General features: G+C 30.4%; 20 protein-coding genes and 1 pseudogene. 12 read left to right on the forward strand and 9 right to left on the reverse strand.

Annotated features, from left to right (window positions below):
- The first annotated feature begins 24 nt into the window (after window positions 1–24).
- Window positions 25–582: pseudogene (locus ABNT65_RS07995) on the forward strand (REP-associated tyrosine transposase).
- Window positions 583–740: 158 nt separating this feature from the next.
- Here ABNT65_RS07995 and ABNT65_RS08000 read toward each other — a convergent pair.
- Window positions 741–2144, reverse strand: coding sequence for a hypothetical protein (locus ABNT65_RS08000; protein WP_348747620.1), 1404 nt, complete (start codon window positions 2142–2144; stop codon window positions 741–743).
- A gap of 925 nt (window positions 2145–3069) precedes the next feature.
- The gene (locus ABNT65_RS08005) at window positions 3070–3267 is read right to left on the reverse strand and encodes a hypothetical protein (protein ID WP_348738932.1); all 198 of its coding nucleotides are present in this window, start codon (window positions 3265–3267) and stop codon (window positions 3070–3072) included.
- 316 nt (window positions 3268–3583) lie between these two features.
- On the opposite strand from ABNT65_RS08005, the gene ABNT65_RS08010 reads away from it, so the two are divergent.
- From ABNT65_RS08010 to ABNT65_RS08030, 5 genes are all read left to right on the forward strand, one after another.
- Complete coding sequence (locus ABNT65_RS08010; protein ID WP_348704706.1) at window positions 3584–4081, forward strand: hypothetical protein; 498 nt, start codon at window positions 3584–3586, stop codon at window positions 4079–4081.
- 219 nt (window positions 4082–4300) lie between these two features.
- On the forward strand, window positions 4301–4864 hold the full coding sequence (locus ABNT65_RS08015; RefSeq protein ID WP_348747621.1) for a hypothetical protein: 564 nt from the start codon (window positions 4301–4303) through the stop codon (window positions 4862–4864).
- A 127-nt stretch (window positions 4865–4991) separates the two neighbouring features.
- Entirely contained in the window at window positions 4992–5621 is a 630-nt protein-coding gene (locus ABNT65_RS08020; RefSeq protein ID WP_348747622.1) for a transglutaminase-like domain-containing protein, read from the forward strand.
- 48 nt (window positions 5622–5669) lie between these two features.
- Window positions 5670–6347 carry a YafY family protein gene (locus ABNT65_RS08025; protein ID WP_348747623.1) on the forward strand — a complete coding sequence of 226 codons (678 nt, stop codon included), beginning with the start codon at window positions 5670–5672 and terminating at the stop codon, window positions 6345–6347.
- Window positions 6348–6440: 93 nt separating this feature from the next.
- Window positions 6441–6983 carry a hypothetical protein gene (locus ABNT65_RS08030; protein ID WP_348704702.1) on the forward strand — a complete coding sequence of 181 codons (543 nt, stop codon included), beginning with the start codon at window positions 6441–6443 and terminating at the stop codon, window positions 6981–6983.
- Window positions 6984–7131: 148 nt separating this feature from the next.
- On the opposite strand, the gene leuB is transcribed toward ABNT65_RS08030, so the two are convergent.
- The 4 genes from leuB to ABNT65_RS08050 form a co-directional block, all read right to left on the reverse strand.
- A complete protein-coding gene (leuB, locus tag ABNT65_RS08035; protein WP_348704701.1) occupies window positions 7132–8247 on the reverse strand; it encodes a 3-isopropylmalate dehydrogenase in 1116 nt (371 codons plus the stop codon).
- A gap of 80 nt (window positions 8248–8327) precedes the next feature.
- Entirely contained in the window at window positions 8328–8912 is a 585-nt protein-coding gene (leuD, locus tag ABNT65_RS08040) for a 3-isopropylmalate dehydratase small subunit (protein ID WP_348704700.1), read from the reverse strand.
- Entirely contained in the window at window positions 8912–10294 is a 1383-nt protein-coding gene (leuC, locus tag ABNT65_RS08045) for a 3-isopropylmalate dehydratase large subunit (protein WP_348704699.1), read from the reverse strand. The genes leuD and leuC overlap by 1 nt, the downstream gene beginning before the upstream one ends.
- Window positions 10294–11469: a 2-isopropylmalate synthase gene (locus ABNT65_RS08050; RefSeq protein ID WP_348704698.1), complete on the reverse strand. Its 1176-nt coding sequence runs from the start codon at window positions 11467–11469 to the stop codon at window positions 10294–10296. The genes leuC and ABNT65_RS08050 overlap by 1 nt, the downstream gene beginning before the upstream one ends.
- A 132-nt stretch (window positions 11470–11601) precedes the next feature.
- On the opposite strand from ABNT65_RS08050, the gene ABNT65_RS08055 reads away from it, so the two are divergent.
- From ABNT65_RS08055 to thrC, 4 genes are all read left to right on the forward strand, one after another.
- A complete protein-coding gene (locus tag ABNT65_RS08055; RefSeq protein WP_348704697.1) occupies window positions 11602–13164 on the forward strand; it encodes a hypothetical protein in 1563 nt (520 codons plus the stop codon).
- Between the two features lie 236 nt (window positions 13165–13400).
- Entirely contained in the window at window positions 13401–15842 is a 2442-nt protein-coding gene (gene thrA, locus ABNT65_RS08060; protein ID WP_348738939.1) for a bifunctional aspartate kinase/homoserine dehydrogenase I, read from the forward strand.
- Between the two features lie 27 nt (window positions 15843–15869).
- Entirely contained in the window at window positions 15870–16802 is a 933-nt protein-coding gene (locus ABNT65_RS08065) for a homoserine kinase (protein ID WP_348738940.1), read from the forward strand.
- A gap of 42 nt (window positions 16803–16844) precedes the next feature.
- Window positions 16845–18146 (forward strand): threonine synthase, encoded by a 1302-nt coding sequence (thrC, locus tag ABNT65_RS08070; RefSeq protein WP_348747624.1) that lies wholly within the window; start codon window positions 16845–16847, stop codon window positions 18144–18146.
- 297 nt (window positions 18147–18443) lie between these two features.
- Here the strand turns inward: thrC and ABNT65_RS08075 are convergent, their stop codons facing one another.
- Window positions 18444–18638, reverse strand: coding sequence for a hypothetical protein (locus ABNT65_RS08075; RefSeq protein ID WP_348704693.1), 195 nt, complete (start codon window positions 18636–18638; stop codon window positions 18444–18446).
- Window positions 18639–18759: 121 nt separating this feature from the next.
- Window positions 18760–18930, reverse strand: coding sequence for a hypothetical protein (locus tag ABNT65_RS08080; RefSeq protein ID WP_348747625.1), 171 nt, complete (start codon window positions 18928–18930; stop codon window positions 18760–18762).
- Between the two features lie 104 nt (window positions 18931–19034).
- On the opposite strand from ABNT65_RS08080, the gene ABNT65_RS08085 reads away from it, so the two are divergent.
- Entirely contained in the window at window positions 19035–19838 is an 804-nt protein-coding gene (locus ABNT65_RS08085; protein ID WP_348747626.1) for a hypothetical protein, read from the forward strand.
- A 2183-nt stretch (window positions 19839–22021) separates the two neighbouring features.
- The gene (locus ABNT65_RS08090) at window positions 22022–23416 is read left to right on the forward strand and encodes a TlpA disulfide reductase family protein (protein WP_348738944.1); all 1395 of its coding nucleotides are present in this window, start codon (window positions 22022–22024) and stop codon (window positions 23414–23416) included.
- Between the two features lie 68 nt (window positions 23417–23484).
- On the opposite strand, the gene ABNT65_RS08095 is transcribed toward ABNT65_RS08090, so the two are convergent.
- Window positions 23485–24282 (reverse strand): TIGR00266 family protein, encoded by a 798-nt coding sequence (locus tag ABNT65_RS08095; protein WP_348747627.1) that lies wholly within the window; start codon window positions 24280–24282, stop codon window positions 23485–23487.
- Window positions 24283–24314: the final 32 nt, after the last annotated feature.

Consider the following 24314-nt stretch of genomic DNA (forward strand, 5'->3'; position numbering starts at 1 on the left):
AGTTTTTTTTACTTTAGCATTGCTATGAGTAGAAACTATAAATTTCATAACAAATCAGGATTATATTTTGTCAGTTTTGCTACGGTTCATTGGATAGATGAATTTACAAGACAAGTATATTTTGATATCTTAGCGGAAAGCATAACCTATTGTAGAAGAGAAAAAGGAATGGAGTTGTATTGCTATTGTTTTATGCCAAGTCATGTACATTTTATTTTTCGCTCCTCCTTATCAAAGCCATAAGAATTATTAAGAGATTTTAAACGTCATACCTCCAAAAAAGTAGTAGAAACAATAAAGAATAACCAACAAGAAAGCAGAAAAGAATGGTTGTTATGGATGTTTGAACGAGCAGGAAAAAAGAACGCCACTACTACAAAATATCAATTTTGGCAACAGCATAATAAACCAATAGAGTTATGGAGTGAAAAAGTAATTAAACAAAAGATAGATTATATTCATAATAATCCAGTAGTAAGTGGTTTAGTAACTAATATAGAAGATTGGAAATATTCTAGTGCAAGGAACTTCCAAGATGACAATACAGTTTTAGTAATAGATAAAATTGGTTTTATACAATGATGATTGTATTTTCTTACTCGTATCCGCCACTAGTTATAGAAACTAGCGGGAGCAGGGGCACTTCACTATCAAACAGCTATATTGTTTATTAATTGCTTTAATGCTCAAGTTTATAAAATCGCCTCGCATTACGTATATTTATTGTTGGGCATAGTACTTTATCCTACTTTGCTATTAATATATGTCATCAATGCATCAATAGCTATTTTTTCAGCATGTTCAAGTCCTTTGTTAAGTAACTTACCCAATACTTTTTTTAACTTATATGCTGACCTTTTTCTGTCATCTTGCTTTATTTCTGGGTCATTTATTATCCCTAAATCAGATTTTAAGTTTGTTACATCAATATCGTTACTATGTGTTTGTACTATCCTAATAAATTCTTGTTCGTCTTCATTAGGTTTATATATCGTATCAAGGGACTCAACAGAAAAGCTTTTTTTAACCAAACTAAAAGGAGTATCAGAATACCCATATTCAAAAAGTTCTGATTGCACCTCTTGTTTATAAGCAAGCTCAAGTCTCTCTTGTTGTTGTTGAATATCAAGAACTAACCTTTTATATTTTTTAGATAATCGCTGAATAACTTCAAGAGCTTGTTTGGGAGCAATATTTTTTGTCTCTAAAAGCTTCAGGGCTTGTTCTGGTTCCTTTTCACATATATCGATAAAGTTTGTGAACCGCTGAAACTTTTCAGGCAAATCAGAAATACGTTCAACTAAATCATTTGATATAAACTTGTAATTAACACCTTTCTGTGTTTCATTAATCTCAACTGAGATATTAAGTTGCTCTACACTTTTTAGATACTTTTCAAAAACTTGAATGAAGTCATCAAACTCAAATTTAAAGCCGTATTGCCTTGGAATATAGATATTTAAAATCTCATTCGAAAAGCGCTCAATAATTTCACTTTTCACATAATCATAGATTTGACTTAAGTACCTAAAAACCATTACATCCTCAAAAGAGGATTTAAGGGTATCAATTATCTTTTTAGCTTTGGGAAGAACCTTCTCTGTATCTGTTAGGAGTTCCAATTTCCTTCTATAATCAGAGACGAACTTTTCAGAACTATCCTTAGCAGTAAATGGATTCTCATCAAGTAATTCTTCTATGTCAAATGGAGCAATTTCCTCTTTAGGTATAAAGGGTTTTGATTTTAATGGTCTTGTTGATTTAAACTCCTTTTCCTCTTGTATGGCAAATTCCTTCAATTCCTCAATAGTCAATTTTCTATCTTTTAAATAATCATAATATAGAGGTTTGTCTTCTTGTAAATATTCCTGAATTGCAATAAAGCAGTTCGTTTTCGCACAAATATTTAATAATTCCTGAAATCGCGTCATTCCTAACGATTCAATTTCATCTATCAGATACCTACTTACTACAAAAAGAATACATTGTAATTCATTATTAGCAATCATTTCTTCAACTTTTCTCAGTTTATTCTCCCACCGTTTTTCACTAGTGTAGCTGAGAGTATAATTGCTATATTTAATATCAGTTAATCCTTGAATCTGATTAATACTATATCCAAATGTCAATAATCTTTTATCCATAGTTCGAAATATTCGTGAATGCTCTTTTGTATTATGCCCAACGAAAAGATAAACACAATGTGTTTATTCCCATTATCTACAAATCTACTAGTTTTTCACTAATTAAAAACCACAAAATAACTCAACTTCAATTTAAGCCCACAAACAACTAATTGCAAACACCTTAACTTCAAACCACTTTAATACTAAGCCAATAAACACAGAAATGGTAAACCTATATTTCATAAAATAAAAATTAGAATAAACGAATATTATTCGAATACTATACGTTTAGCATATACTTCAACAAAAATAACTCGTGAGAATGTATCAACAGACTATGGAAATATAGCAGCGAACCGTGGGAAAGCATCAATGGACTACAGAAACACAGCAGCGAACCGAATAATTTGCTTGTCGTACTAGTCATAGCTATTCCTCAACACAACAAAAGCTTGTCGCACTAGTGTATAGCCATTCCTCAACGCAACAAAAGCTTGTCGCACTAGTGTATAGTCATTCCTCAACGCAACAAAACCTTCTCGCACTAGTGTATAGCCACTCCTCAACGCAACAAAACCTTCTCGCACTAGTGTATGGCCATTCCTCAACGCAACAAAACCTTCTCGCACTAGTGTATAGGCTCAATATTACTTTATGTATTTTCTACTTTTTCTTATAAAGTACCATTTACAATGTAATCAATAGCTACCCAAACACATCTGCTAAACATTTTAAAACGTCAACAGAAGACTGTTCCCCTCATCGCACGAAAATGAGTAATTAAAAGCACTAACTAATGCTTGACTGACTATATATACTGCTAAAAATAGTATTACAAAAAGACCATTTTTTACGTTACTAGTTTTAAAAACTAGCAGTAGCATATAATCAAAAAGAGAAAACCTGATGCAAATATCCTACATCAGGTTTTTTAGCTTAAATTCTAATCAATGGTATAAACTCCATCACCTGAATCTCTACTAACCTCTAAACCGTCATAAGTAATATAGTTAGTAGACCACGTTAGAGTTCCTCCATTCCTTAAAGGAACTGGCCTTAATCCTTGACGAGGAGGTACCTCATCATGAAATAAAACATTAACTGTCTGCCCCGATTGATTAGCAACACTTCTATATGGCATAATAATAAAAATTTAAAATTCTCTACTCTATTTAAAATTGGGTTTTTCGAGCTTCACCTTGAAATCATTAATCAAATATTTATTCTTGATTCCATCACAAATCTATCTACTCTTTTACTATTCTTTTTGTACATAAAAAACAACTATTTATCAATTTAAACAGTCAAAGCACTCATTTTGTCATACAATCTACAGCCCTAGAAAACTTTCAATTAAAATTAACAAAAAGTAACACCTACCCTACTTGTTTATTAGCTATTTTTACTAGGTAATACCAAATTAAACATACCTAACAACTCTTAAGAAATTCAACAAATTGAAAGTACTAAACATTCACAAACGCACCATAAATCAACCTAAAAGCAACGTGGTTGAACTATTAAAAACCTTAGCTACTGAAAACGATAAAATTTGGCCAAAAGAGAAATGGCCTGCCATGAAGTTTAAAGAAGGAATTAAAGTAGGTGCTAAAGGCGGACACGGTCCTATCCGTTACACCATAGAAGAATACAATCCTGAACAAATTATTCAATTTAGATTTTCAAAACCTACTGGGTTTAATGGAATTCATAAGTTTGAAATTGAAGAACTGCCCAACAATACAACAGAAATAAAGCATACCATTGATATGAATACCGCAGGTAAAGGAACTTTTATTTGGGGATTAGCCATTCGTTCTTTACATAATGCACTTATTGAAGATGGATTTGACAAACTTGAGAATAACTTTTCATCAGCTCAAAAATCTACCAAATGGAATTTCTGGGTGCATTTTTTAAGAAAACAATTAGCTAAAAGAGCTAAAAAAGTTTAATTGTCTTTAACAAAAAAATATAGCTAACGTGAATAACTCTATCTTGATAACCTTTGTAAATTAAGGAAGTCATTGCGAAAAAAATGGAATTTAATGGAGTTTTTTGTGGCAATCTGCTATATAAAAGAAAGATTACTTCGTCGTACCTTCCTCGTAAGGACGTAATCCATTGGTTTATATGCTAAAAAAACATATTCTTAAATCGAACTCACATTAGTTATGAAAAAACACACCCTACAACTTGTGTTCTTTTTCCTTTTTACAACCTTCAATTTACTGAGTCAAAACTATGCTATTTCAGTTAATGATAATCATGAATTCAACTCTGTTTTTCAGGGTTTAGAATCTGGAAATTTTAACGGAACAGCTAACGGTGTTTTAATTGTAAAGGACACACAAAACAAAGAGCTTTTACTAGACTTTCAAGGCAGTTATGCAGAATTAGACATTGAAAAAGATGAACATGAGATTTACGATATTAGTTATAAAAAATACACAGGAAAAACAACTAGTGGGAGAACAAAAATAATATATCAAACTTACGCTTTTGCTAACGCATTAGCTATTTACTTACAAGGAGTTCATTACGAACTCTCAGTAATTGATGGTGCTTGTGAACAAATTATTAATGGTCTTGAATATTCGTATACATCAGAAAAAAGCACTGAATATTTGATCATCCGAGTTACAAAAGAAATTGTATTAAACGATATAAAATCTACTAAGTCAATTAAAATTATCCCGAATTCTACCTTAGTGTTTGCTATAAATAGAAGTAAATAGACTTCTGTTTTGAACTTTACAACTAATTTCTTTTAATATATCTAAAGGAATTGTAAAATATAATTTTTAACTTTTAAGCTACACTTTAATCTATAACAAAAGATACTACTTTAAATAAAGCTCAAAAATGACCTATTTAAACCCTTCTTATTATTTTGATTTTGAAGAAAGCAACATTCAAAAACTCATTACTAACTACCAACACTTATCAGATAAAGAAAAAGCCATTAGTATTTATACTAGAGTCCGTGATAATTGGAAGTACAATCCGTATGCTATTAGTTTTACCAAAAAAAACTATAAAGCAAGCATCATTGCAGGTAAAGACTCTGGTAATTGTGTTGAAAAATCCATACTTCTAATTGCATGTCTTAGAGCCTTGCATATTCCTGCTCGATTACATTTAGGAAAAGTTAAAAATCATTTAGCTGTGGAAAGATTAACTGAAAAGTTTGGATCAAATGAATTAACACCTCACGGCATGGTTAACGTATTTTTAAACAATAAATGGTTAAAAATGTCTCCTGCCTTTAATAGCTCACTTTGTAAAAAATTCAATGTTTTACCTTTAGATTTTGACGGTAAAAACAACTCTTTTTTACAGCAGTACAATAAAAATGGTAGTTTGTTTATGGAGTATACGGAAGATTACGGACATTTTGAGGATGTGCCTTTAGACTTTATGAAAGAAAACATCAAGGCACATTATCCACATATTTTTGATACTAATGACACAATTACTGAATTTAAATTGTAAATCTCTTATTTTTGAAAATACAATCTTCTAATCCCTTTTGAACACCCTATGAATAGAGTTGATAGATTAATGAGTATTTTACTAACCCTACAATCTAAAAAATTTGTTCCTGCAAAAACACTTGCTAGTAAGTATAAATTAAGCGAACGAACTATTTACAGAGACTTGAAAGCTTTAAACGAAATTGGGGTTCCAATATATTTAGAACCTAATAAAGGTTATAGCCTTATGCATGGTTACTTCCTTCCTCCACTTTCTTTTACTATTGAAGAAGCAAACTCATTAGTACTATTACAATCCTTAGCTAGTAAGTTTGCCGACCAATCTGTCTATAAAAAATCAGAAAGTGCATTAGAGAAAATTAAAGCGCTATTAAAAAATGAAGATTGGAAAAAGAATAAAGACATCAGCTCTAAAATAGAAGTTTACATCCCTGAAAACAATGAAAATCACACTGATCATTTATTAAAAATACAAACAGGAATTTCTACTAAAAATATTTTAAGTATTACCTATACGGATAATCAAGACAATGAAACTCAAAGAGAAGTTGAACCTATCGGTTTAATTTTCTATACCAATCAATGGCACTTAATTGCTTGGTGTTGTTTAAGGAAAGCTTATAGAGATTTTAAAGTTTCAAAAATCAATCACCTAATACTTACCTCAAAAGAATACACTAAAGAGCACTCCTTTACTATTCAAGATTATATGAAGATTTTTTAGTTTTACAAAAATCACTGACATAGGGTTGTCATACCTACTATATATACTTGCAATATAAATTAAAACTTACCTAATTAATAAAAAGTATATAATATGGAACAACCATTTTTTAGCATTCCAAATGTATTATTTGATAATAATAACGAATTAATTATCAAAGCTTCTACTACTTCCTCTAAAGATGATTTTGATTTTTTTCAAGGAAAATTTGTGCTTAAAAACAAAAAACGAAAAGAAATTTTCAATAATTGTAATGAATGGATAACATTTGATTCAACTCAAGAAATGTATAAAATTCTACACGGTTTAGGAAATATTGACAATTTTTTAGCTATTAGAGATGGTAAGCCTTTTGAAGGAATGACAGTTAGACTATTTAATCCAGAAACCAAACTATGGAGTATGTATTGGGCGGATTCTAACAGAGGGAAATTTGACCCGCCAGTTGTTGGGTCATTTAAAAATAACATTGGCTATTTTTTTACTAAAGACATTATTAACGGTAAAAATGTTCTTGTTGTTTTTCGTTGGGATAAAACCGATGAAAATAATCCTAAATGGGGACAAGCTTTTTCAAATGATCAAGGTAAAACTTGGGAATGGAACTGGTTTATGGATATGACAAAAACAGGATAATAACCAATACTAACTGTAGTATAATAAGAACTCCCTTAATTCACACAATGATAATTAAGGGAGCTCATTTTAAACTTTTAATAATTGATTGTATCACTTAAGCGATAACTTCAAGGGTATTTATTTATACATTTAAAAACTTAATTAATTATATAATGGTGCTTTGCCCCATATGTAAGTTTTTAAAGTTAACATCACTATCATCTTCATTTTGGATATAGTCTTCAATAAAATCTCCTACTTTGCTAGTTGAAAATGGATTTTCAGGATTAATATCTTCTGTAGTTACTCCTAAATCTAACGATTTTTGTACTGCTCTTTCAATAGCAGCTGCTTCTTCATGCAAACCTAAATGTTGTAACAACATAGCTGCTGATAAAATTGAAGCTAAAGGGTTAGCTATATCCTTTCCTTTTGCTTGTGGAAAAGAACCATGAATTGGCTCAAACAAGGCATTTTCTTTCCCTACAGAAGCAGAAGCTAACAATCCTATTGATCCACCAATTACACTTGCTTCATCTGAAATAATATCTCCAAATAAATTTTCTGTAAGAATTACATCAAACTGTTTTGGATTTAAAATTAACTGCATTGCTGCATTATCTACAAATAAGAAGTCTAATGCTACATCTTCATATTGGCTAGCTAAAGCTGTTACTGTTTTTCTCCATAATCTAGAAGTTTCTAAAACATTTGCTTTATCTACTAACGTTAATTTCTTACGTCTAGTTTGCGCTGTTTTAAAAGCTAAATGTGCTATTCTTTCTATTTCTTCTACAGAATATGTACAACCATCAGAAGCTACTTGACCATCTTCACTTAACTCTTTTTTACCAAAATAGATACCTCCAGTTAACTCTCTATAAATACTAATATCCGTTCCCTGAATACGATCTCTTTTAAGCGGAGAGTTCTCTATTAACTTGTCGTAAGCTTTTACTGGACGTACATTACAAAACAATCCTAACTCCTTACGTAAACGTAATAATCCTTGTTCTGGACGAACTTTTGCTGTTGGATCATTATCATATTTGGGATCTCCAATTGCACCAAATAAAACGGCATCAGAACTTTTACACAACTCAACGGTTTCATCTGGTAATGGATTACCAGTTGCATCAATTGCACAAGCTCCCATTGAGGCTTCTTTATATAAAAAAGTATGATCAAAAACATCTGCTACAGCATTTAATGCTTTCTTTGCTTGTGCCGTAACTTCTGGTCCAATTCCATCTCCTGGTATAACTGTAATATTTACTTTCATTTCTATATTCTTTTAGACACTGTCTGCCCTTTTTACCCTTCAATTAAAATGGGCAGACGTTTTAGAATTTAGTTGTGTCCTTATATTGTATTATTTAATTCAAACGCTTGTATTTCTTCCTTTTTACTTACCAAAAAGTCAATATCATCATATCCATTTATCAAACACACTTTTTTATAAGCATCAATATCAAAACTTACATTTCCTATTGGAGTTCTTAGTTCTTGCGCTTCTAAGTTGACCATAATCCTTGTCGTTGGATCTATAGTAACTATATCCATAAGCTTAGCTAAAAACTCTTTAGAAACTTGGATAGGTAATATACCATTATTTAAGGCATTTCCTTTAAAAATATCAGCAAAAAAACTACTAACAATAACTTTAAATCCATATCCTGATAGTGCCCAAGCAGCATGCTCTCTACTTGATCCACACCCAAAGTTATCTCCTGCAATTAAAATACTTCCACTATATTTTAAGTTATTTAAAACAAAGTCTGTATTTAAATCTCCATTTTTATGAAAGCGCCAATCTCTAAAAACATTATCTCCAAACCCTTTTTTATCCGTAGCCTTTAAAAAACGTGCTGGAATAATTTGATCTGTATCAATATTTTCTGTTGGTAACGGTACTGCTGTATCTACTAGTTTAACAAACTTCTCCATTAATTCAAATGTTTTGTAAAGTCAATAATTTTACCTTCTACAGCGGTTGCTGCTGCCATTAGTGGACTTGCTAAAATAGTTCTAGCTCCTTGTCCTTGACGTCCTTCAAAGTTTCTATTTGAAGTTGATACACAATATTCTCCTTCAGGTATTTTATCATCATTCATTGCTAAGCAAGCTGAACAACCTGGTTGGCGTAATTGAAATCCTGCTTCTTCAAATATAGTTTGTAAACCTTCTTCTTGAATTTGTTTAGCTACTTGTTGTGAACCTGGTACTAGCCATGCATTTACATTAGCTGCTTTTTGCTTACCTTTAACATAATCTGCCGCTACTCTAAAATCTTCTATTCTAGAATTAGTACAGCTACCTATAAAAACGTAATTTACTTCTTTATCTATTAAACTCTCTCCTTTTTGAAAGTCCATATACTTCAACGCCTTTTTAAAAGAATCATCATCTTCTTTAGGAATTGTTTCAGAAATACCTATTCCCATACCTGGGTTTGTTCCATACGTCAACATAGGTTCAATATCTTCTGCATTAAAGGAATATTCCTGATCAAAAACAGCATTTTCATCTGTTTTTAAGGTTTTCCAATAAGCTACTTTCTTATCAAACTCTTCTCCTTTAGGCGCAAATTCTCTATCTTTTACATACTCAAAAGTAGTTTCATCTGGTGCAATCATTCCTCCTCTTGCTCCCATTTCAATACTCATGTTACACACTGTCATTCTTCCTTCCATAGACATTTCTTCAAATACGTTTCCAGCGTATTCACAAAAATATCCTGTTCCTGAATTGGTTCCTAACTTAGAGATAACATATAAGATAACATCTTTAGGTAAAACTCCCTTTTTCAGTTTACCATTAACATTTACTCGTAAACTTTTTGGCTTCTCTAATAGTAAACACTGACTTGCAAATACTTGTGCTACTTGACTTGTTCCAATTCCAAAAGCAATTGTTCCAAAAGCTCCGTGTGTAGATGTATGACTATCTCCACAAACCATAGTCATTCCTGGTTGTGTAATTCCAAGTTCAGGTGCCATAACATGCACAATACCATTATATTTATGCCCTAAACCATACAATGTAATTCCATTTTTTTCACAGTTCTTTGTTAACTGTTCCAACTGGTTTCTAGATAATTCGTCTTTTACTGGTAAGTGCTGATCTACCGTTGGCGTATTATGATCTGCAGTAGCAACAATCTTATCTGGTCGTGCAATTGGAATATTTCTTTCTTCCAATTCCTTAAACGCCTGCGGACTTGTTACTTCATGAATTAAATGTTTATCTATATACAATATTTGTGGGCCATTCTCTACTGTATCTACCACATGTGCATCCCACACTTTATCAAATAGTGTTTTTCCCATTAGGCTATTGCTATATTTGAAATTTTACTGACTTGTTTCATTATCACGTGAATATCTTCATCGATTACTTCTTTTTGCCTATCTGCAAATTGTAAAAAGGTTTTGTAAGCAACATCTAACTGTACTTTGGTTAATTCATAACCAATTTTTTTAGCTCTATATGCTAAAGCTGCTCTACCACTTCTTGCTGTTAAAACAATAGCACTTTCAGTTACACCAACTTCTGCTGGATCAATAATTTCATAAGTTTCCCTATTTTTTATTACTCCATCTTGGTGAATTCCTGAACTATGCGCAAATGCATTAGCTCCTACAATTGCTTTATTAGGCTGCACTAACATACCCATTTTTTCTCGAACCATTAAACTTGTATCGTACAATAATTTAGCATCAATACCTGTATGTAAGTTCAAATGTGAGTGTTGCCTTAATATCATGGCTACTTCCTCTAATGCTGTATTTCCGGCACGCTCTCCAATTCCATTAATTGTACACTCTATTTGACGTGCACCATTTACTGCACCTGCAATTGAATTTGCTGTAGCTAAACCTAAATCATTATGACAATGACATGAAATTGTTACATTTTCAATACCTTTTACATTATCTTTTAAGTACTTTATTTTAGCTCCATACTCTTCTGGTAAACAATATCCCGTAGTATCAGGAATATTTAGTACTGTAGCACCTGCTTTTATTACTTCTTCACATACCTTTGCTAAGAAAGCATTGTCTGTTCTTCCTGCATCTTCAGCAAAAAACTGAACATCATCTACAAAGTTTCTAGCATAAGCTACTGCTTTAGTAGCCCTTTCAATTACTTCCTCTCTAGAAATATTGAACTTATGTTTTATATGTGAATCACTTGTACCTATTCCTGTATGTATTCTTGGTTTTTTAGCTACCTTGAGCGCCTCTCCTGCTACCTCTATATCTTTTTTAACGGCTCTTGTTAACCCACAAACCGAAGCATTTTTCACCAATTTAGCAATTTCGTTCACCGAAGCAAAGTCACCTGGACTTGATATTGGAAAACCAGCCTCAATAATATCAACTCCCAAAACATCTAATCTTTCTGCAATTATTAACTTTTGTTGTGTGTCTAGTTTACATCCAGGGACTTGCTCTCCATCTCTTAATGTAGTATCGAAAATTTGGACTTTATCATTTGGCATAATCTAAAAACTTTTGTCTTAATGTTAATTCAAATGTATATATTGGTTTTTCTAAGTAACCTTTTTAAAACAGGTTATCTACGAGACTTAACACAAAATAATTATTTTTTAAAAACTGAATATCAGTTAGTTATGAGCAAAACAATTACATCAACCAACCAACAAAATGATTCTCTTTTTATTTTGATAAAGTCCTTATCAAAGTCAGAAAAGCGTCAATTTAATCTTTATGTTGGGCGTTTAGGTGGTAATGTAGATGCAAAATTTTTTGCACTTTTTAAATTATTAGAAAAACAAAAAAGCTATGATGAAAAAGCAATCATTAAAAGTGGTGTTGTTAGCAAGCAACAGCTTTCTAATCTTAAAGCACATTTGTATAAACAAATATTAACTAGTTTACGTTTAAACCCAGCCCATAAAAACATTAGAATTCAAATTAGAGAACAATTAGATTTTGCAACTGTTCTTTATTTGAAAGGGTTGTATAAACAGAGTTTAAAACTATTAGAGAAAGCCAAAAATATGGCTCTTGATAGTGAAGAAAAAAATATTGCCTATGAAATTGTTGAATTTGAAAAAATTATTGAAAGTCAATATATAACTAGAAGCCTTAATACTAGAGCAGACGAATTAACTATTCAAGCCAAAGAACTAAGCCAACAAAATGTTATTACTAGTAAACTTTCTAACCTTTCATTACAGTTATATGGTATATTATTAAAAAAAGGATATGTTAGAAATGATGAAGAGCTTAAAAAAGTTAATGATTATTTTGAGGCTAGATTACCTAAATACAACTTTAACACATTAGGTTTTAGAGAAAAATTATGGTTATACAAGGCTAATTTATGGCATAGTTTTTTAACCCAAGATTTTCTAAAAAGCTACAAACATGCTAACAAATGGATTTTATTATTTAAATCAGATCCAAAAAACATATCCTTACACCCAGTATTCTATCTTAAAGGAATTAACTATTTATTAGAAAGCTTATTCTTTGTAAAACATTATCATAAATTTAAAGAAGAATTCGCTCTTTTTGAAGAAAATATAGAAACGAAAACAATTCCACAAAATAGTAATACTGAAATTTTAATTTTCCAATATTATTATGCTAACAAACTTCATTTGCATTTTTTAGAAGGTAGCTTTAAAGAAGGAGAATATTTAGTTGCTATTATTAACCAAAAAATTGAAGAATATAGAAGCCTTTTAGATAATCATCATGTTGTTGTGTTATATTATAAAATTGCTTGTCTATATTTTGGAATGGGAGATAACAAAAACTGTATCTTATATCTAAATAAGATTATAAAATCTAAAAACTTACACGTTGCTGAAGACTTACAATGCTTTGCTAGAGTACTAAGTTTAATTGCTCATTATGAATCTGGTTTAGATTATCATTTAGAAGTACAGTTTAAGGATACCTACCGTTTTTTATTAAAAATGGAAAACCTACAAGAGGTACAAAAAGAATTTATTTCTTCAATAAAATCACTTGGAGATGTGTATCCTCACCAAATAAAAAAGGAATTTAAAAAGATATATGAACGTTTAAAAATATTTGAAAATCATCCTTATGAAAAAAGAGCTTTCCTGTATTTAGATATTTTATCTTGGTTAGAAAGCAAAATAGCAAACAAAACTGTTGGTGAAATTATTCAAGAAAAATTTAAACAAATTAACAAGTAATTTAAAATCATTTATATATATTTGACCCGATGTTATTAGACGAAAGAAATATAACTTATTCTAAAACCACCATTACAGTGGCTTCTTTTGCTATTACAATCATTTCTACTATCATTATTATTACCCTTTAGGGGGTAGCTATAAACATATAATCTTTTCATACTATATATTTTTTATAAAATAAAAAATAAACAAACAACTAATTTTTAGACAACAACACATACATAACATTTAAAATGAAAGTTTTAAAATTTGGAGGCTCATCTGTAGCTAACAGTCAAAACATAAGTAAAGTAGTTAGCATTGTAGCTAAAACTGCTTCAAAAGAAAAAATTGCCGTAGTGGTATCTGCTTTTGGTAAAACAACTAATAAACTTATTGCTTCAGCAAATTTTGCAGCTAATAATCAAACTGATTATTTAGAGCTATATAATGAAGTTAAAGAACACCACTTACAAGTAATAGACACCTTAGTAAATACTAAACAAAAATCAGCTGTAACTGTACATGTTAGCAAGCTATTTAGCCAGTTAAAAACTTTATTAGAAGGATGTTTCTTATTACAAGAAATCACACCAAAAGCAATGGCAACTATTAGTGGCTTTGGTGAATTACTTTCTTCTTATATTATCTCAGAAGTTGCAAAAAATAATTTAGATGCAACTTATAAAGACAGTAGGGAATTAATTAGAACTAATAATGTTTTTGATAAAGCTGTAGTCAACTTTAAAACTACAAATCAAAACTGTGTAAATTATTTTAAACAAAACCAACACCAAGTAACTGTTTTACCTGGGTTTATAGCTAAAACGGAAAGCGGTTTATCTACTACATTAGGAAGAGGCGGTTCTGACTATACAGCTGCTATTTACGCTGCAGCTCTAGGTGCTAATGAGTTACAAATATGGACAGATGTAAGCGGTATGTTTACAGCGAATCCTAGTATTGTAAAACAAGCTTTTCCTATACCAGAGATTTCATATCAAGAAGCTATGGAGTTATCTCATTTTGGAGCAAAAGTGATTTATCCTCCAACTATCCAACCTGTACTCTACAAGGAAATACCTATTGTAATAAAAAACACATTTGAACCAGATAACAAAGGGACTTTAATAGCTAATAATATACAGAGTAATAGTCCTGTAAAAGGAATCAGTCATATAGAAAATATTACTTTATTAACTTTAGAAGGAAGTGGTATGATTGGAGTTTCAGGTGTTTCAAAACGTATGTTTGAAACGCTATCCAATCAAGAAATAAATGTGGTGCTAATTACACAAGCCTCTTCTGAGCATTCTATTTGTGTAGGAATTTATGACGATGACGCAGAAAAAGCAGAAAAAGCATTAAACCAAGCTTTTGAAATTGAAATAGAACGCCACAAAGTAAATCCAGTTGTTATAGAACAAGGATTATCTATTCTTGCTCTAGTTGGAGATAACATGAAAAATCACCAAGGATTAAGTGGTCAAATGTTTAGTGCTTTAGGTAAAAATAATGTTAACATAAGAGCTATTGCACAAGGTGCATCACAAAAAAACATATCTGCTGTAATAGATAGTAAAGATGCTAAAAAAGGTTTAAATACTTTACATGAACAGTTTTTTGAAGAAAAAATTAAACAACTAAATTTATTTGTTACTGGAGTAGGAAATGTAGGCGAACGTTTTTTAGCTCAAATAAATCAACAAAGTAAATATTTAAAAGAGCATTTAAAAATGAGCATTAGAGTTGTAGGAATTGCTAACTCAAAAAAAATGGCTTTTGATACCTCTGGAATAGATTTAGATAATTGGAATTCTGTCCTTTCTAATGGAGAACCAGCTTCTTTAGATTCCTTTTTTAATAAAACGAAATCATTAAACTTACGTAACGCTGTTTTTGTAGATAATACAGCTAATCAAAAAGTCTCTGAAGTTTACGAAAAATATTTACGCAACAATATAGCAGTTGTTACTTGTAATAAAATAGCTTGCGCCTCTCAATTAGAAAACTATAAAACATTAAAACAAATATCACGTAAATACAATGCCCCATTTTTATTTGAAACTAATGTTGGTGCTGGATTACCTATTATAGACACGCTTAAAAACTTAGTTGCTTCTGGTGATAGAGTTCATAAAATACAAGCTGTTTTATCAGGAAGTTTAAACTTTGTTTTTAACAACTTTAATGCTTCCACTACTTTTCATGATGTAGTTACTGAAGCTCAAAATCAAGGATATACAGAACCAGACCCTAAAATTGATTTAAGCGGAGTAGATGTAGCTAGAAAAATATTAATTCTTGCTCGTGAAAGTGGTTATGAATTAGAGCTATCTGATATTGAAAATAATGCATTCTTGCCAGAAAAAAGCTTGAATACTACCAATAATAACGATTTTTATACTACACTTACTGAATTTGAGGATGATTTTCAAACACTATTTAAAGAAGCAAACGACAAAAAGTGTCGCTTAAAATATGTAGCCGAATTTTCTAATGGAAAAGCTAAGGTTGGGTTACAACAAATCCCAACTGAACATCCTTTTTATAATTTAGAAGGAAGCGACAATATTGTGCTATTCTACACAGATAGATACCCTAAACAACCTTTGCAAATTAAAGGAGCTGGTGCTGGTGCAGACGTAACTGCTTCAGGTATTTTTGCTGATGTTATTAGAACTGGAAATAATTAATTTATTGTAACCTTTTATAGACTAAAAATGAATTCAATAAAAATATTTGCTCCTGCAACTGTAGCCAATGTTTCCTGTGGATTTGATTCTATGGGGTTCGCTGTAGAAACCAAAGGAGATGAAATGACCTTTACCAAAACAAATAAAAAAGGGGTAACCATAACTAGTATTACTGGTGCTGAAGGATTAACATTAGATCCTACCAAAAATGCTGCTGGTGTAGTTGCTTTAGCAATGTTAACTAAACACCCTTGTGATTTTGGTATTGCAATTACCATGCACAAAGGCTTTGCTCCTGGTAGTGGTCTGGGAAGTAGTGCAGCAAGCTCAGCTGGAGCTGCCTTTGGTGTAAATCAATTACTAGGTCAACCTTTTTCTAATACTGAACTTACTAAGTTTGCTATGCTAGGGGAAGAAGCTGCCTGTGGTACTCCTATTGCCGATAATGTTTCTGCTGCTATTTTTGGAGGCTTTGTTTTAATTAGAAATTATCACCCTTTAGATATTATACGTCTACCTGTTCCTGAAGAACTTAGATTAGTTGCAATTCACCCACAAATCGAAGTAAAAACCAAAGACGCTCGTGATGTATTACCTAAAGATGTTCCGCTTAAAAGTGCAATTACACAGTGGGCTAATGTAGGTGGGTTAATTAGTGGCTTATATACTAATGATTATAATTTAATTAGTAATTCCTTAACAGATGTAATTGTTGAGCCTGCTAGAAAGCATTTAATTCCTCATTTTGATACTGTTAAAAATGAAGCCATTAAAGCTGGAGCTTTAGGTGCTGGAATTTCTGGAGCAGGTCCTACAATCTTTGCTTTATGCCAAGGTGATGCTGTTGCTCAAAAAGTACATAACGCTATAGAAAATGCCTATTCAAATACAGGAATTGAATACTATGTATTCCAATCTAAAGTAAACACAAAAGGAATACAAATTTTAGAAACAACATAACAAACTATAGTTTACATTGTAAACAAAAACAAACAACACAAGATGAAGTATTATAGTCTTAACAAAAAATCACCAGATGTTAGCTTTCAAAAAGCGGTGGTAAACGGATTAGCCCCAGATAGAGGCTTGTATTTCCCTAAAAGCATTACTCCATTATCTAAGGAGTTTATTGAAAATATAGATCAATACTCTAATGAAGAAATTGCATACGAAGCTATTAAACAATTTGTTGGTGATGAAATTCCTACAGAAACCTTAAAAGAAATCATTAGTGAAACCTTATCTTTTGATTTCCCTGTAGTTTCTATAGAAGAAAATGTACATACTTTAGAGCTTTTTCATGGCCCTACAATGGCTTTCAAAGATGTTGGTGCTAGATTTATGGCTAGATGCCTAGGGTATTTTAATAGAAACAACAGCAACCAAGTAACTGTTTTAGTAGCTACTTCTGGAGATACAGGTGGTGCCGTTGCTCATGGATTCTTAGGTGTTAAAGGAGTTGATGTTGTTATTTTATATCCTAGTGGAAAAGTTAGTGATATTCAAGAAAAACAATTAACCACATTAGGTCAAAACATTACTGCTTTAGAAGTTGATGGTGTTTTTGATGATTGTCAAGACATGGTAAAAACAGCTTTTTTAGATGGTAATATTAACCGTGTATTAACTTCCGCAAACTCTATTAATATCGCTCGTTGGCTACCACAAATGTTCTACTTTTTCTTCGCTTACAAACAGGTATATAAACAACAAAAAGATGTTGTATTCTCTGTACCTAGCGGTAACTTTGGTAATATTTGCGCCGGTATTATGGCCCAAAAGTTAGGTTTACCAATTAAGCATTTTGTGGCCTCAACTAACATAAATGATACTGTACCCAATTACTTAGTAAATGGTATATACGAACCTAAACCTTCTAAAGCTACTATTTCTAACGCTATGGATGTTGGAAACCCAAGTAACTTTATTCGTATTCAAGAACTTTTTGAAAATAATCTTGATAGTTTAAAGAAAGTCTTTTCTTCCTACTCTTTTACGGATGAAATTACTCGTGAAGCAATGTTAACGATCTATAAAGAAAGTGGATATATTGCAGATCCTCACGGAGCGGTCGGTTATTTAGGAGCTAAAAAACACCTACAAAATCAACCAAATGATTTATGTATTTTTTTAGAAACTGCTCACCCTGTTAAGTTTTTAGATGAAGTTGAACAAACTTTAAAAGTTAAAGTAAGTATTCCAAAACAAATCGAATCTGTATTAGACAAAGAAAAAAGTGCTATCGCTATTAGTTCTTATAACGATTTAAAAGATTTTTTAAATACTGCTAAAGTGGTTTCTTAACATCATTTTATACACTAATCTTTTATAAAACCATAGTAAATGCTATGGTTTTATTTTTTACTCTTAATTAAATTATATTTAACTCACCTTAAACATTTTACAACTCGACCACACATAACCACAACTCACCGAAAATCAAAACATTAAAATGTAAATTGATTGTATCTTGCAGACAAATAAATAGACAAAAACATAGAGATTCCCTAATATATATTACAAACACAAATCGCCGAGAATTTTCCCTTTGAATATAACCACACCTTTTGGTGTGGTTCTTTTTATTTTAATAATTACCTTTTACTTAATTTTTTCTATTTTACTTTCATTAATAGTTCTTGTACAAGATTTTGATAAAGAGCTATAAATTACAATCATTACAAATGCTAATAATAAGTTAGCAACTATCTTTTTAAGCGTCAACTTACTTTTCTTATAATTTTTTTTATGAACCTCCTTTACTTTAAAGTAGTCCGCATTTAATTTTTTATTCATATTTTCCACCTAAATTTTAGCATTTTTTATCAGTAAACTCAAAACTTTCACATCTTCTTTATCAAAAAAATCTTCCAAACCTTCAAAATCACCTACACTAATATTTTTTTTTAAGATTAGACTAACAAGGTTTCAAAATATATAACATCCCTATAAAATCAAACACTTCCTTTCCATTATAGTTTATCCAATTCTCTAACTCTTTGTTAAACTCTTCTATGCTTAGAATAGTATTTATAATAATAAATCTATAAAAATCAGCTACAAAACTAATTCTTATCTCTTGATTCAAGAAACGTTAATTAATAATCTCATAACCTTCTAATAAGCCTATATTTTCATTATATAAATAGAAAAACAAGATCTTTCCCATATTAACCAAAACTAATTTATATTATGAAAAAAATTACTTACCAAACTATTTTAACATGCCTTTTGTTAATTACAGGAGTTACTACTTTTGGACAACAAACAGCTCACCAAGCTTTAGACCAAATCATTGCTTCTACAAACATTATTGATACAAGTACTAAAAAAGCCGAATCTGCTTTAAAAACCATTACTATTGAATACTTCTTTGGACAAAAAGTTAACACGAATGGATTTATGGCAGTTATAAACAATGAATTTGAAACCATAGAAGAGCATTCTGATGAAATAAATCAATACGCAAACCTTACAGAAGATTTAAGTGACAACGATTTAGATGTATCTGAAATTAAAGATGCTTCTACTGAAATTGAAGGTAAAGGGGATTATACCGAGGTAAACTCTCTTGCTTTAGTAACCGCCATTAATGCAGGAAATACCTCAGAAGTTTCTAGATTAATTGGTATACTTAGTCAAGATTTTAAAAGCATTTTAAATTACTCTAACTTCATTAAAGAAAGTGCTATAGACTTAAAAGAAACACCTGGAGTATTTAACGTAAGAATAAGGTTAATTGACAGAAATGGTAACGAAGTTCCTGCTGAAACTTTACCTGGTTATGCAGCTTTAAATTTAGACACTAGCAAATATTATTATGCAGGTGAAAATAGGAGAAATATTGATCTTTTCACAAGCTTACCACAAGGAAGGTATCGTTTTGATGCTTATGATGGTTATTTTGATGGAGCAAGTAGTAAAGTAGTTTCTCTATCTTACGCTTTAGTTATTGATAATGAAATAACAGTTACATTATCTTACTGGTCAGAATAAAATAAACTTTGAGTTATTTACTCTAAATTTTATACAATAAATTAAACACTATTAAGCAACCTATACTTAATGGTGTTTTCTTTTAATACAATATCCTTAATTTATTTCTTTCCATAACTAACATATTACCCTTAATTACTTTAAGTAGTAACACTTAGCTTTTCTTAAGTAATTTTACCTATTGTCTCTTCTTAATTATTATAGTAATTTGTTATTAGGTAAGATTTTAATTACCTACCAAACAAATTAAAAGAATAAACTCCTCAAGTATTTAAAGTAGGAGCTTGCTTTTCTCTCCCTTGGAATAGTATCACTTTTATTAACCCTTAATTAAAACACCATGTTATACTGTTTACTATTAATTATTTTATGCCTCTTATTATATGTTGACCTAAATAATCCAAGGTGGATTAGAAGACTATAAATCCAAATTTATTATTCATTATAGTTAAAGTCAGACAAGCTAAGTTTTAAATACATCTTTTTCCAAAACCAAATCGTTTTATTTATTATTAACAAAAACTACACTAATGGTTAACCCTTAACAAACTAAGTGAAAACCATTAGATTACATTCAGGGTTCATCCTTATTGCGTATAGTTCTTTTTTATTCTAAATTGCAATGTGTTTGAAGCAGAAATTTCAGACAGCTTAATATTTCAAGGGGAAAATTCCTACTCTTCAGAGAGTGGGAATTTTTAAAAAATTAAAACTAACCAAACTTTCATATTTTACCTTCTTACCTTTATTTATAAGCTCCCATATAGGGAGCTTTTTTTAATTTAAAAAACTAAACAACATATTTATGTTATTTTTTATTTTAACAAATTTACAACTCATCTTTAGTTTTCTTCTTTTCACCTACACTTAACATAAATTCACCTTATTAAAAAAAAACAACTACTAAATAGCTTTAATTTTGAAGTAAGTTCAAAAGACTTGTTTCATTATTGTTTAGTTAGTTTGCTAGAGAAGTATTTATCCAAAATACTTCTCTAGTTTTTTTAACCTAAATATTGCTTAAAAAGATTCTAAGGGAAAACCCTTAGTAAAAAAACAGGGATACTATCGATTGTCTATATCATTAAGATTTCACAAATTTGCAGCTCTATTTATCTTATTTATTTGTAAGAAGGGTTTTTAAGTGAATAGTTTTGGAGCTCTAATTTTAGAGCTCCTTTTATTATACCATATTTCTTCACAACCTTAGGTATAACAACGTCTTGTTATCAATACAAAAACTCAATTTTTTCAATCTAGATTAAAAAAACCTCTATCTCAAGGAAGAATTTCAACATCATATTTACAGTACTCGTTAGTTTTAAACAATTTAAACAATTTCTTCGAAAAGGTTATTTTTTAAACTTGTATAACAAAATCAAAAAAACGAGGGTTATTGAGTATACAACTAATGGTTTACCCTAGTTGTTTTTTAAGGGATACTCCCTATTTTTTTTATTCCAAATTATATATAAATTGCGATATGTTTGATTTGGAATCTCAGACATAACTTTAAATACTCAATGTTATCAATGTAATTAGGTTTGAAAAAATCATTACTTTAAGGGTTCTTAATATTTTAAGAACCTTTTTTATTTCATAGTACTCCCCTTAAAGCTATACAGTTATAAAAAACTAAAAAACAACACCTTAATAACTATATTTTCTCCCAAACTTAATTAAACATATCAATATAAAACTATCAAATAAACATCTATAATTCAATAAAACTATTTTTTTATTGAAAAAACAGTAATCTCGGCACAATTATTGTTTTAACATAGCTTTAACAATTAAATATATCTACTATGAGAAACTACGAACTATCTAAAACTAATGTGTGGGGATAATTGTTATTGGAAAAGAGAAAATTTTTAAAAGCTGAGTTGCATAACTCAGCTTTTACTTTTTTACTACCAAAATCTACTCAATTTTTTTTCATTTATTAAGAAATACTACTATATTTACAATGGTATAGTTAAGTTTTTCCCTTTAAACTAACACATTTACAATCATTTATTAAAAACTACTTCTTGTTTTTTTGTTAAAATTCAAGACTTATTTCTTAAAAAAACAGGTTAAATGAGATATTAATTGGAAAAATTTTGTTAAATTCTTTGATTAAAATACTAAATAATTTACTTTCGATGTTTGAAACACTACATTTACCTAAATATAAGAATATGAAGAAATTAGTACTTTTAGCCCTCATAGGAGGTATTATAATTTCGTGTAAAGAAGAAAAACCTGTAAAAGATTACTTAATTTTATCAGGATCTATTGAGAATTTCAAAAAAAGAAGTGTAACTTTAAAAGGCTTTAACTTTGAACATAAGCTTAAGTTTGATAGAAAAAAGAAAACTTTTCTTGATACTATCAAAATAGAAAGGAATGGTTATTACAAATTAATTGTAAACAAGAAACCTATAAACCTATACTTAACAAAAACTGATGACACGCAACTAGCTGTTGATTTTAACAAGTTGAATGTTATTAACTTTCAAGGTACTAATGCTCCTATTAATAGTTACTTTATTAAAAAAAGTAAAACTTTCATAGATAAGATTGGTAATCTTAGAAAACTACTTACTCTTGAAGAAGATGAATTTTTATCAACTCTGAAAGGCTATAAAAACTCCTTAGAAAAACTAGTTAAAGACAGTAAATTATCTGAAGATTTTACTAAAAAAGAGCTAAAAAATATTAATTACGAATACCTAAGAGACTTATATCTTTATCCTGATTACCACGGACTATTGATAGGTGATGATGAATTTAAGGTTTCTAACAACTTCCCTTCTCCTACAGAAAATATAAGATTTGACAGCGGTGAAGACTATATAAACTCGGATTTTTATAGAGAAATCTTAGGTAAAGAAATGGAAAAGAAAACCAATGAAAAGTTAAAAGACGGAGGGGATTACTACCTTACTTATCTAGAAACTGTTCAAACTGAAGTTACAGATTCTATAGCTAAAAACGATTTATTATTTAATAAAGACAAGGTGGGTGCTAAAGATGGAATTACTTATACCGAATACCTAAATGAGTATTACAAAAAATTCATGTCTTATTCTACAAACCCAAGCCACGAAGGAAGAATTACTGAAATTTTTAATTCATTAAAATTAACCTCTAAAGGTAAACCTTGCCCTAAGTTTGACAACTATGAGAACTATAATGGAGACAAAACTTCTTTAGACGACTTACTAGGTAATGGCAAGTATATATATATTGATGTTTGGGCAACTTGGTGTAGCTTTTGTAAAAGAGAAACTCCTTTATTAAAAAGACTAGAAACACAATACCATGATAAAAACATTGAGTTTGTTAGTATTAGTGTTGATAATATAAATGCTAAGAATAAATGGAAAGAAACTGTTGAACAAAAAGAAATGGGAGGTGTTCAGTTATTTGCTGATAAATCATTTGGCTCAGACTTTATTAAGAAGTTTGCAATTAAAGGTCTTCCTAGATTTATTATGGTTGCTCCTGACGGAACTATTGTTAGTCCAAACGCTCCTAGACCTTCTGATGGAGAAAAACTATTAAGTATGTTTGATGAATTAGGTATTTAAGATATTTTACTAATATAAATCATAAAAAAATCCGCTCAAAAGCGGATTTTTTTATAAACTACATCAGATTAAAATTTATTGTCTCCATCTAGCAAATCTCCAATACCACCTAATATACTCCCCTCACCTCTATCTCCTCCTGATCGAGGAGCCATGGAAAGTACTCTTCCTGCCAGCCTACTAAATGGTAATGACTGAATATACACGGTACCTGGTCCTTGTAAAGTTGCAAAAAACAATCCTTCCCCTCCAAAAACAGTATTTTTTATACCTCCTACAAATTCTATATCATAATCAACATCTTGCGTAAAACCGACAATACATCCAGTATCAACTTTTAATACCTCTCCTGGTTGCAAAACTTTTTTCGCCATAGTTCCACCTGCATGAATAAAGCCCATACCATCTCCTTCCATCTTTTGCATAATAAACCCTTCACCACCAAATAAACCTCTTCCTAACTTCTTAGAAAACTCTATTCCGATAGACACACCTTTAGCTGCACATAAAAAAGCATCTTTTTGACAAATAAATTTCCCACCAAACTCAGTTAAATCAATAGGGATAATCTTTCCTGGATATGGGGAAGCAAAAGAAACCTGTTTTTTTCCCACTCCATCATTGGTAAAAACAGTCATAAACAAACTCTCACCTGTGAGGATTCTTTTTCCAGCAGAAAAAATCTTACCTAATAATCCTTTTTCTTGATTTGACCCATCGCCAAAAATAGTGTTCATCTTAACATCAGCATCCATCATCATAAAACTTCCACTTTCAGCTACAACACCTTCTTGAGGATCCAACTCTATTTCTACATATTGCATTTCTTCTCCAAAAATGCGATAATCAATTTCGTGTGCATTCATAAATAATTAGTTTTTTATGTTAGACTCAAAAA

Source organism: Tenacibaculum sp. 190524A02b (assembly GCF_964036645.1).
Lineage (GTDB): Bacteria > Bacteroidota > Bacteroidia > Flavobacteriales > Flavobacteriaceae > Polaribacter > Polaribacter vairaonense.

Coding starts and splice junctions, on each gene's coding strand:
- ABNT65_RS08000 (WP_348747620.1), bottom strand. CDS start 2,144: ATGGATAAAAGATTATTGACATTTGGATATAGTATTAATCAGATTCAA.
- ABNT65_RS08095 (WP_348747627.1), bottom strand. CDS start 24,282: ATGAATGCACACGAAATTGATTATCGCATTTTTGGAGAAGAAATGCAA.
- ABNT65_RS08030 (WP_348704702.1), top strand. CDS start 6,441: ATGGAACAACCATTTTTTAGCATTCCAAATGTATTATTTGATAATAAT.
- ABNT65_RS08055 (WP_348704697.1), top strand. CDS start 11,602: ATGAGCAAAACAATTACATCAACCAACCAACAAAATGATTCTCTTTTT.
- ABNT65_RS08065 (WP_348738940.1), top strand. CDS start 15,870: ATGAATTCAATAAAAATATTTGCTCCTGCAACTGTAGCCAATGTTTCC.
- thrA (WP_348738939.1), top strand. CDS start 13,401: ATGAAAGTTTTAAAATTTGGAGGCTCATCTGTAGCTAACAGTCAAAAC.
- ABNT65_RS08015 (WP_348747621.1), top strand. CDS start 4,301: ATGAAAAAACACACCCTACAACTTGTGTTCTTTTTCCTTTTTACAACC.
- leuD (WP_348704700.1), bottom strand. CDS start 8,912: ATGGAGAAGTTTGTTAAACTAGTAGATACAGCAGTACCGTTACCAACA.
- ABNT65_RS08075 (WP_348704693.1), bottom strand. CDS start 18,638: ATGAATAAAAAATTAAATGCGGACTACTTTAAAGTAAAGGAGGTTCAT.
- thrC (WP_348747624.1), top strand. CDS start 16,845: ATGAAGTATTATAGTCTTAACAAAAAATCACCAGATGTTAGCTTTCAA.
- ABNT65_RS08050 (WP_348704698.1), bottom strand. CDS start 11,469: ATGCCAAATGATAAAGTCCAAATTTTCGATACTACATTAAGAGATGGA.
- ABNT65_RS08025 (WP_348747623.1), top strand. CDS start 5,670: ATGAATAGAGTTGATAGATTAATGAGTATTTTACTAACCCTACAATCT.
- ABNT65_RS08005 (WP_348738932.1), bottom strand. CDS start 3,267: ATGCCATATAGAAGTGTTGCTAATCAATCGGGGCAGACAGTTAATGTT.
- leuB (WP_348704701.1), bottom strand. CDS start 8,247: ATGAAAGTAAATATTACAGTTATACCAGGAGATGGAATTGGACCAGAA.
- ABNT65_RS08085 (WP_348747626.1), top strand. CDS start 19,035: ATGAAAAAAATTACTTACCAAACTATTTTAACATGCCTTTTGTTAATT.
- ABNT65_RS08020 (WP_348747622.1), top strand. CDS start 4,992: ATGACCTATTTAAACCCTTCTTATTATTTTGATTTTGAAGAAAGCAAC.
- leuC (WP_348704699.1), bottom strand. CDS start 10,294: ATGGGAAAAACACTATTTGATAAAGTGTGGGATGCACATGTGGTAGAT.
- ABNT65_RS08090 (WP_348738944.1), top strand. CDS start 22,022: ATGAAGAAATTAGTACTTTTAGCCCTCATAGGAGGTATTATAATTTCG.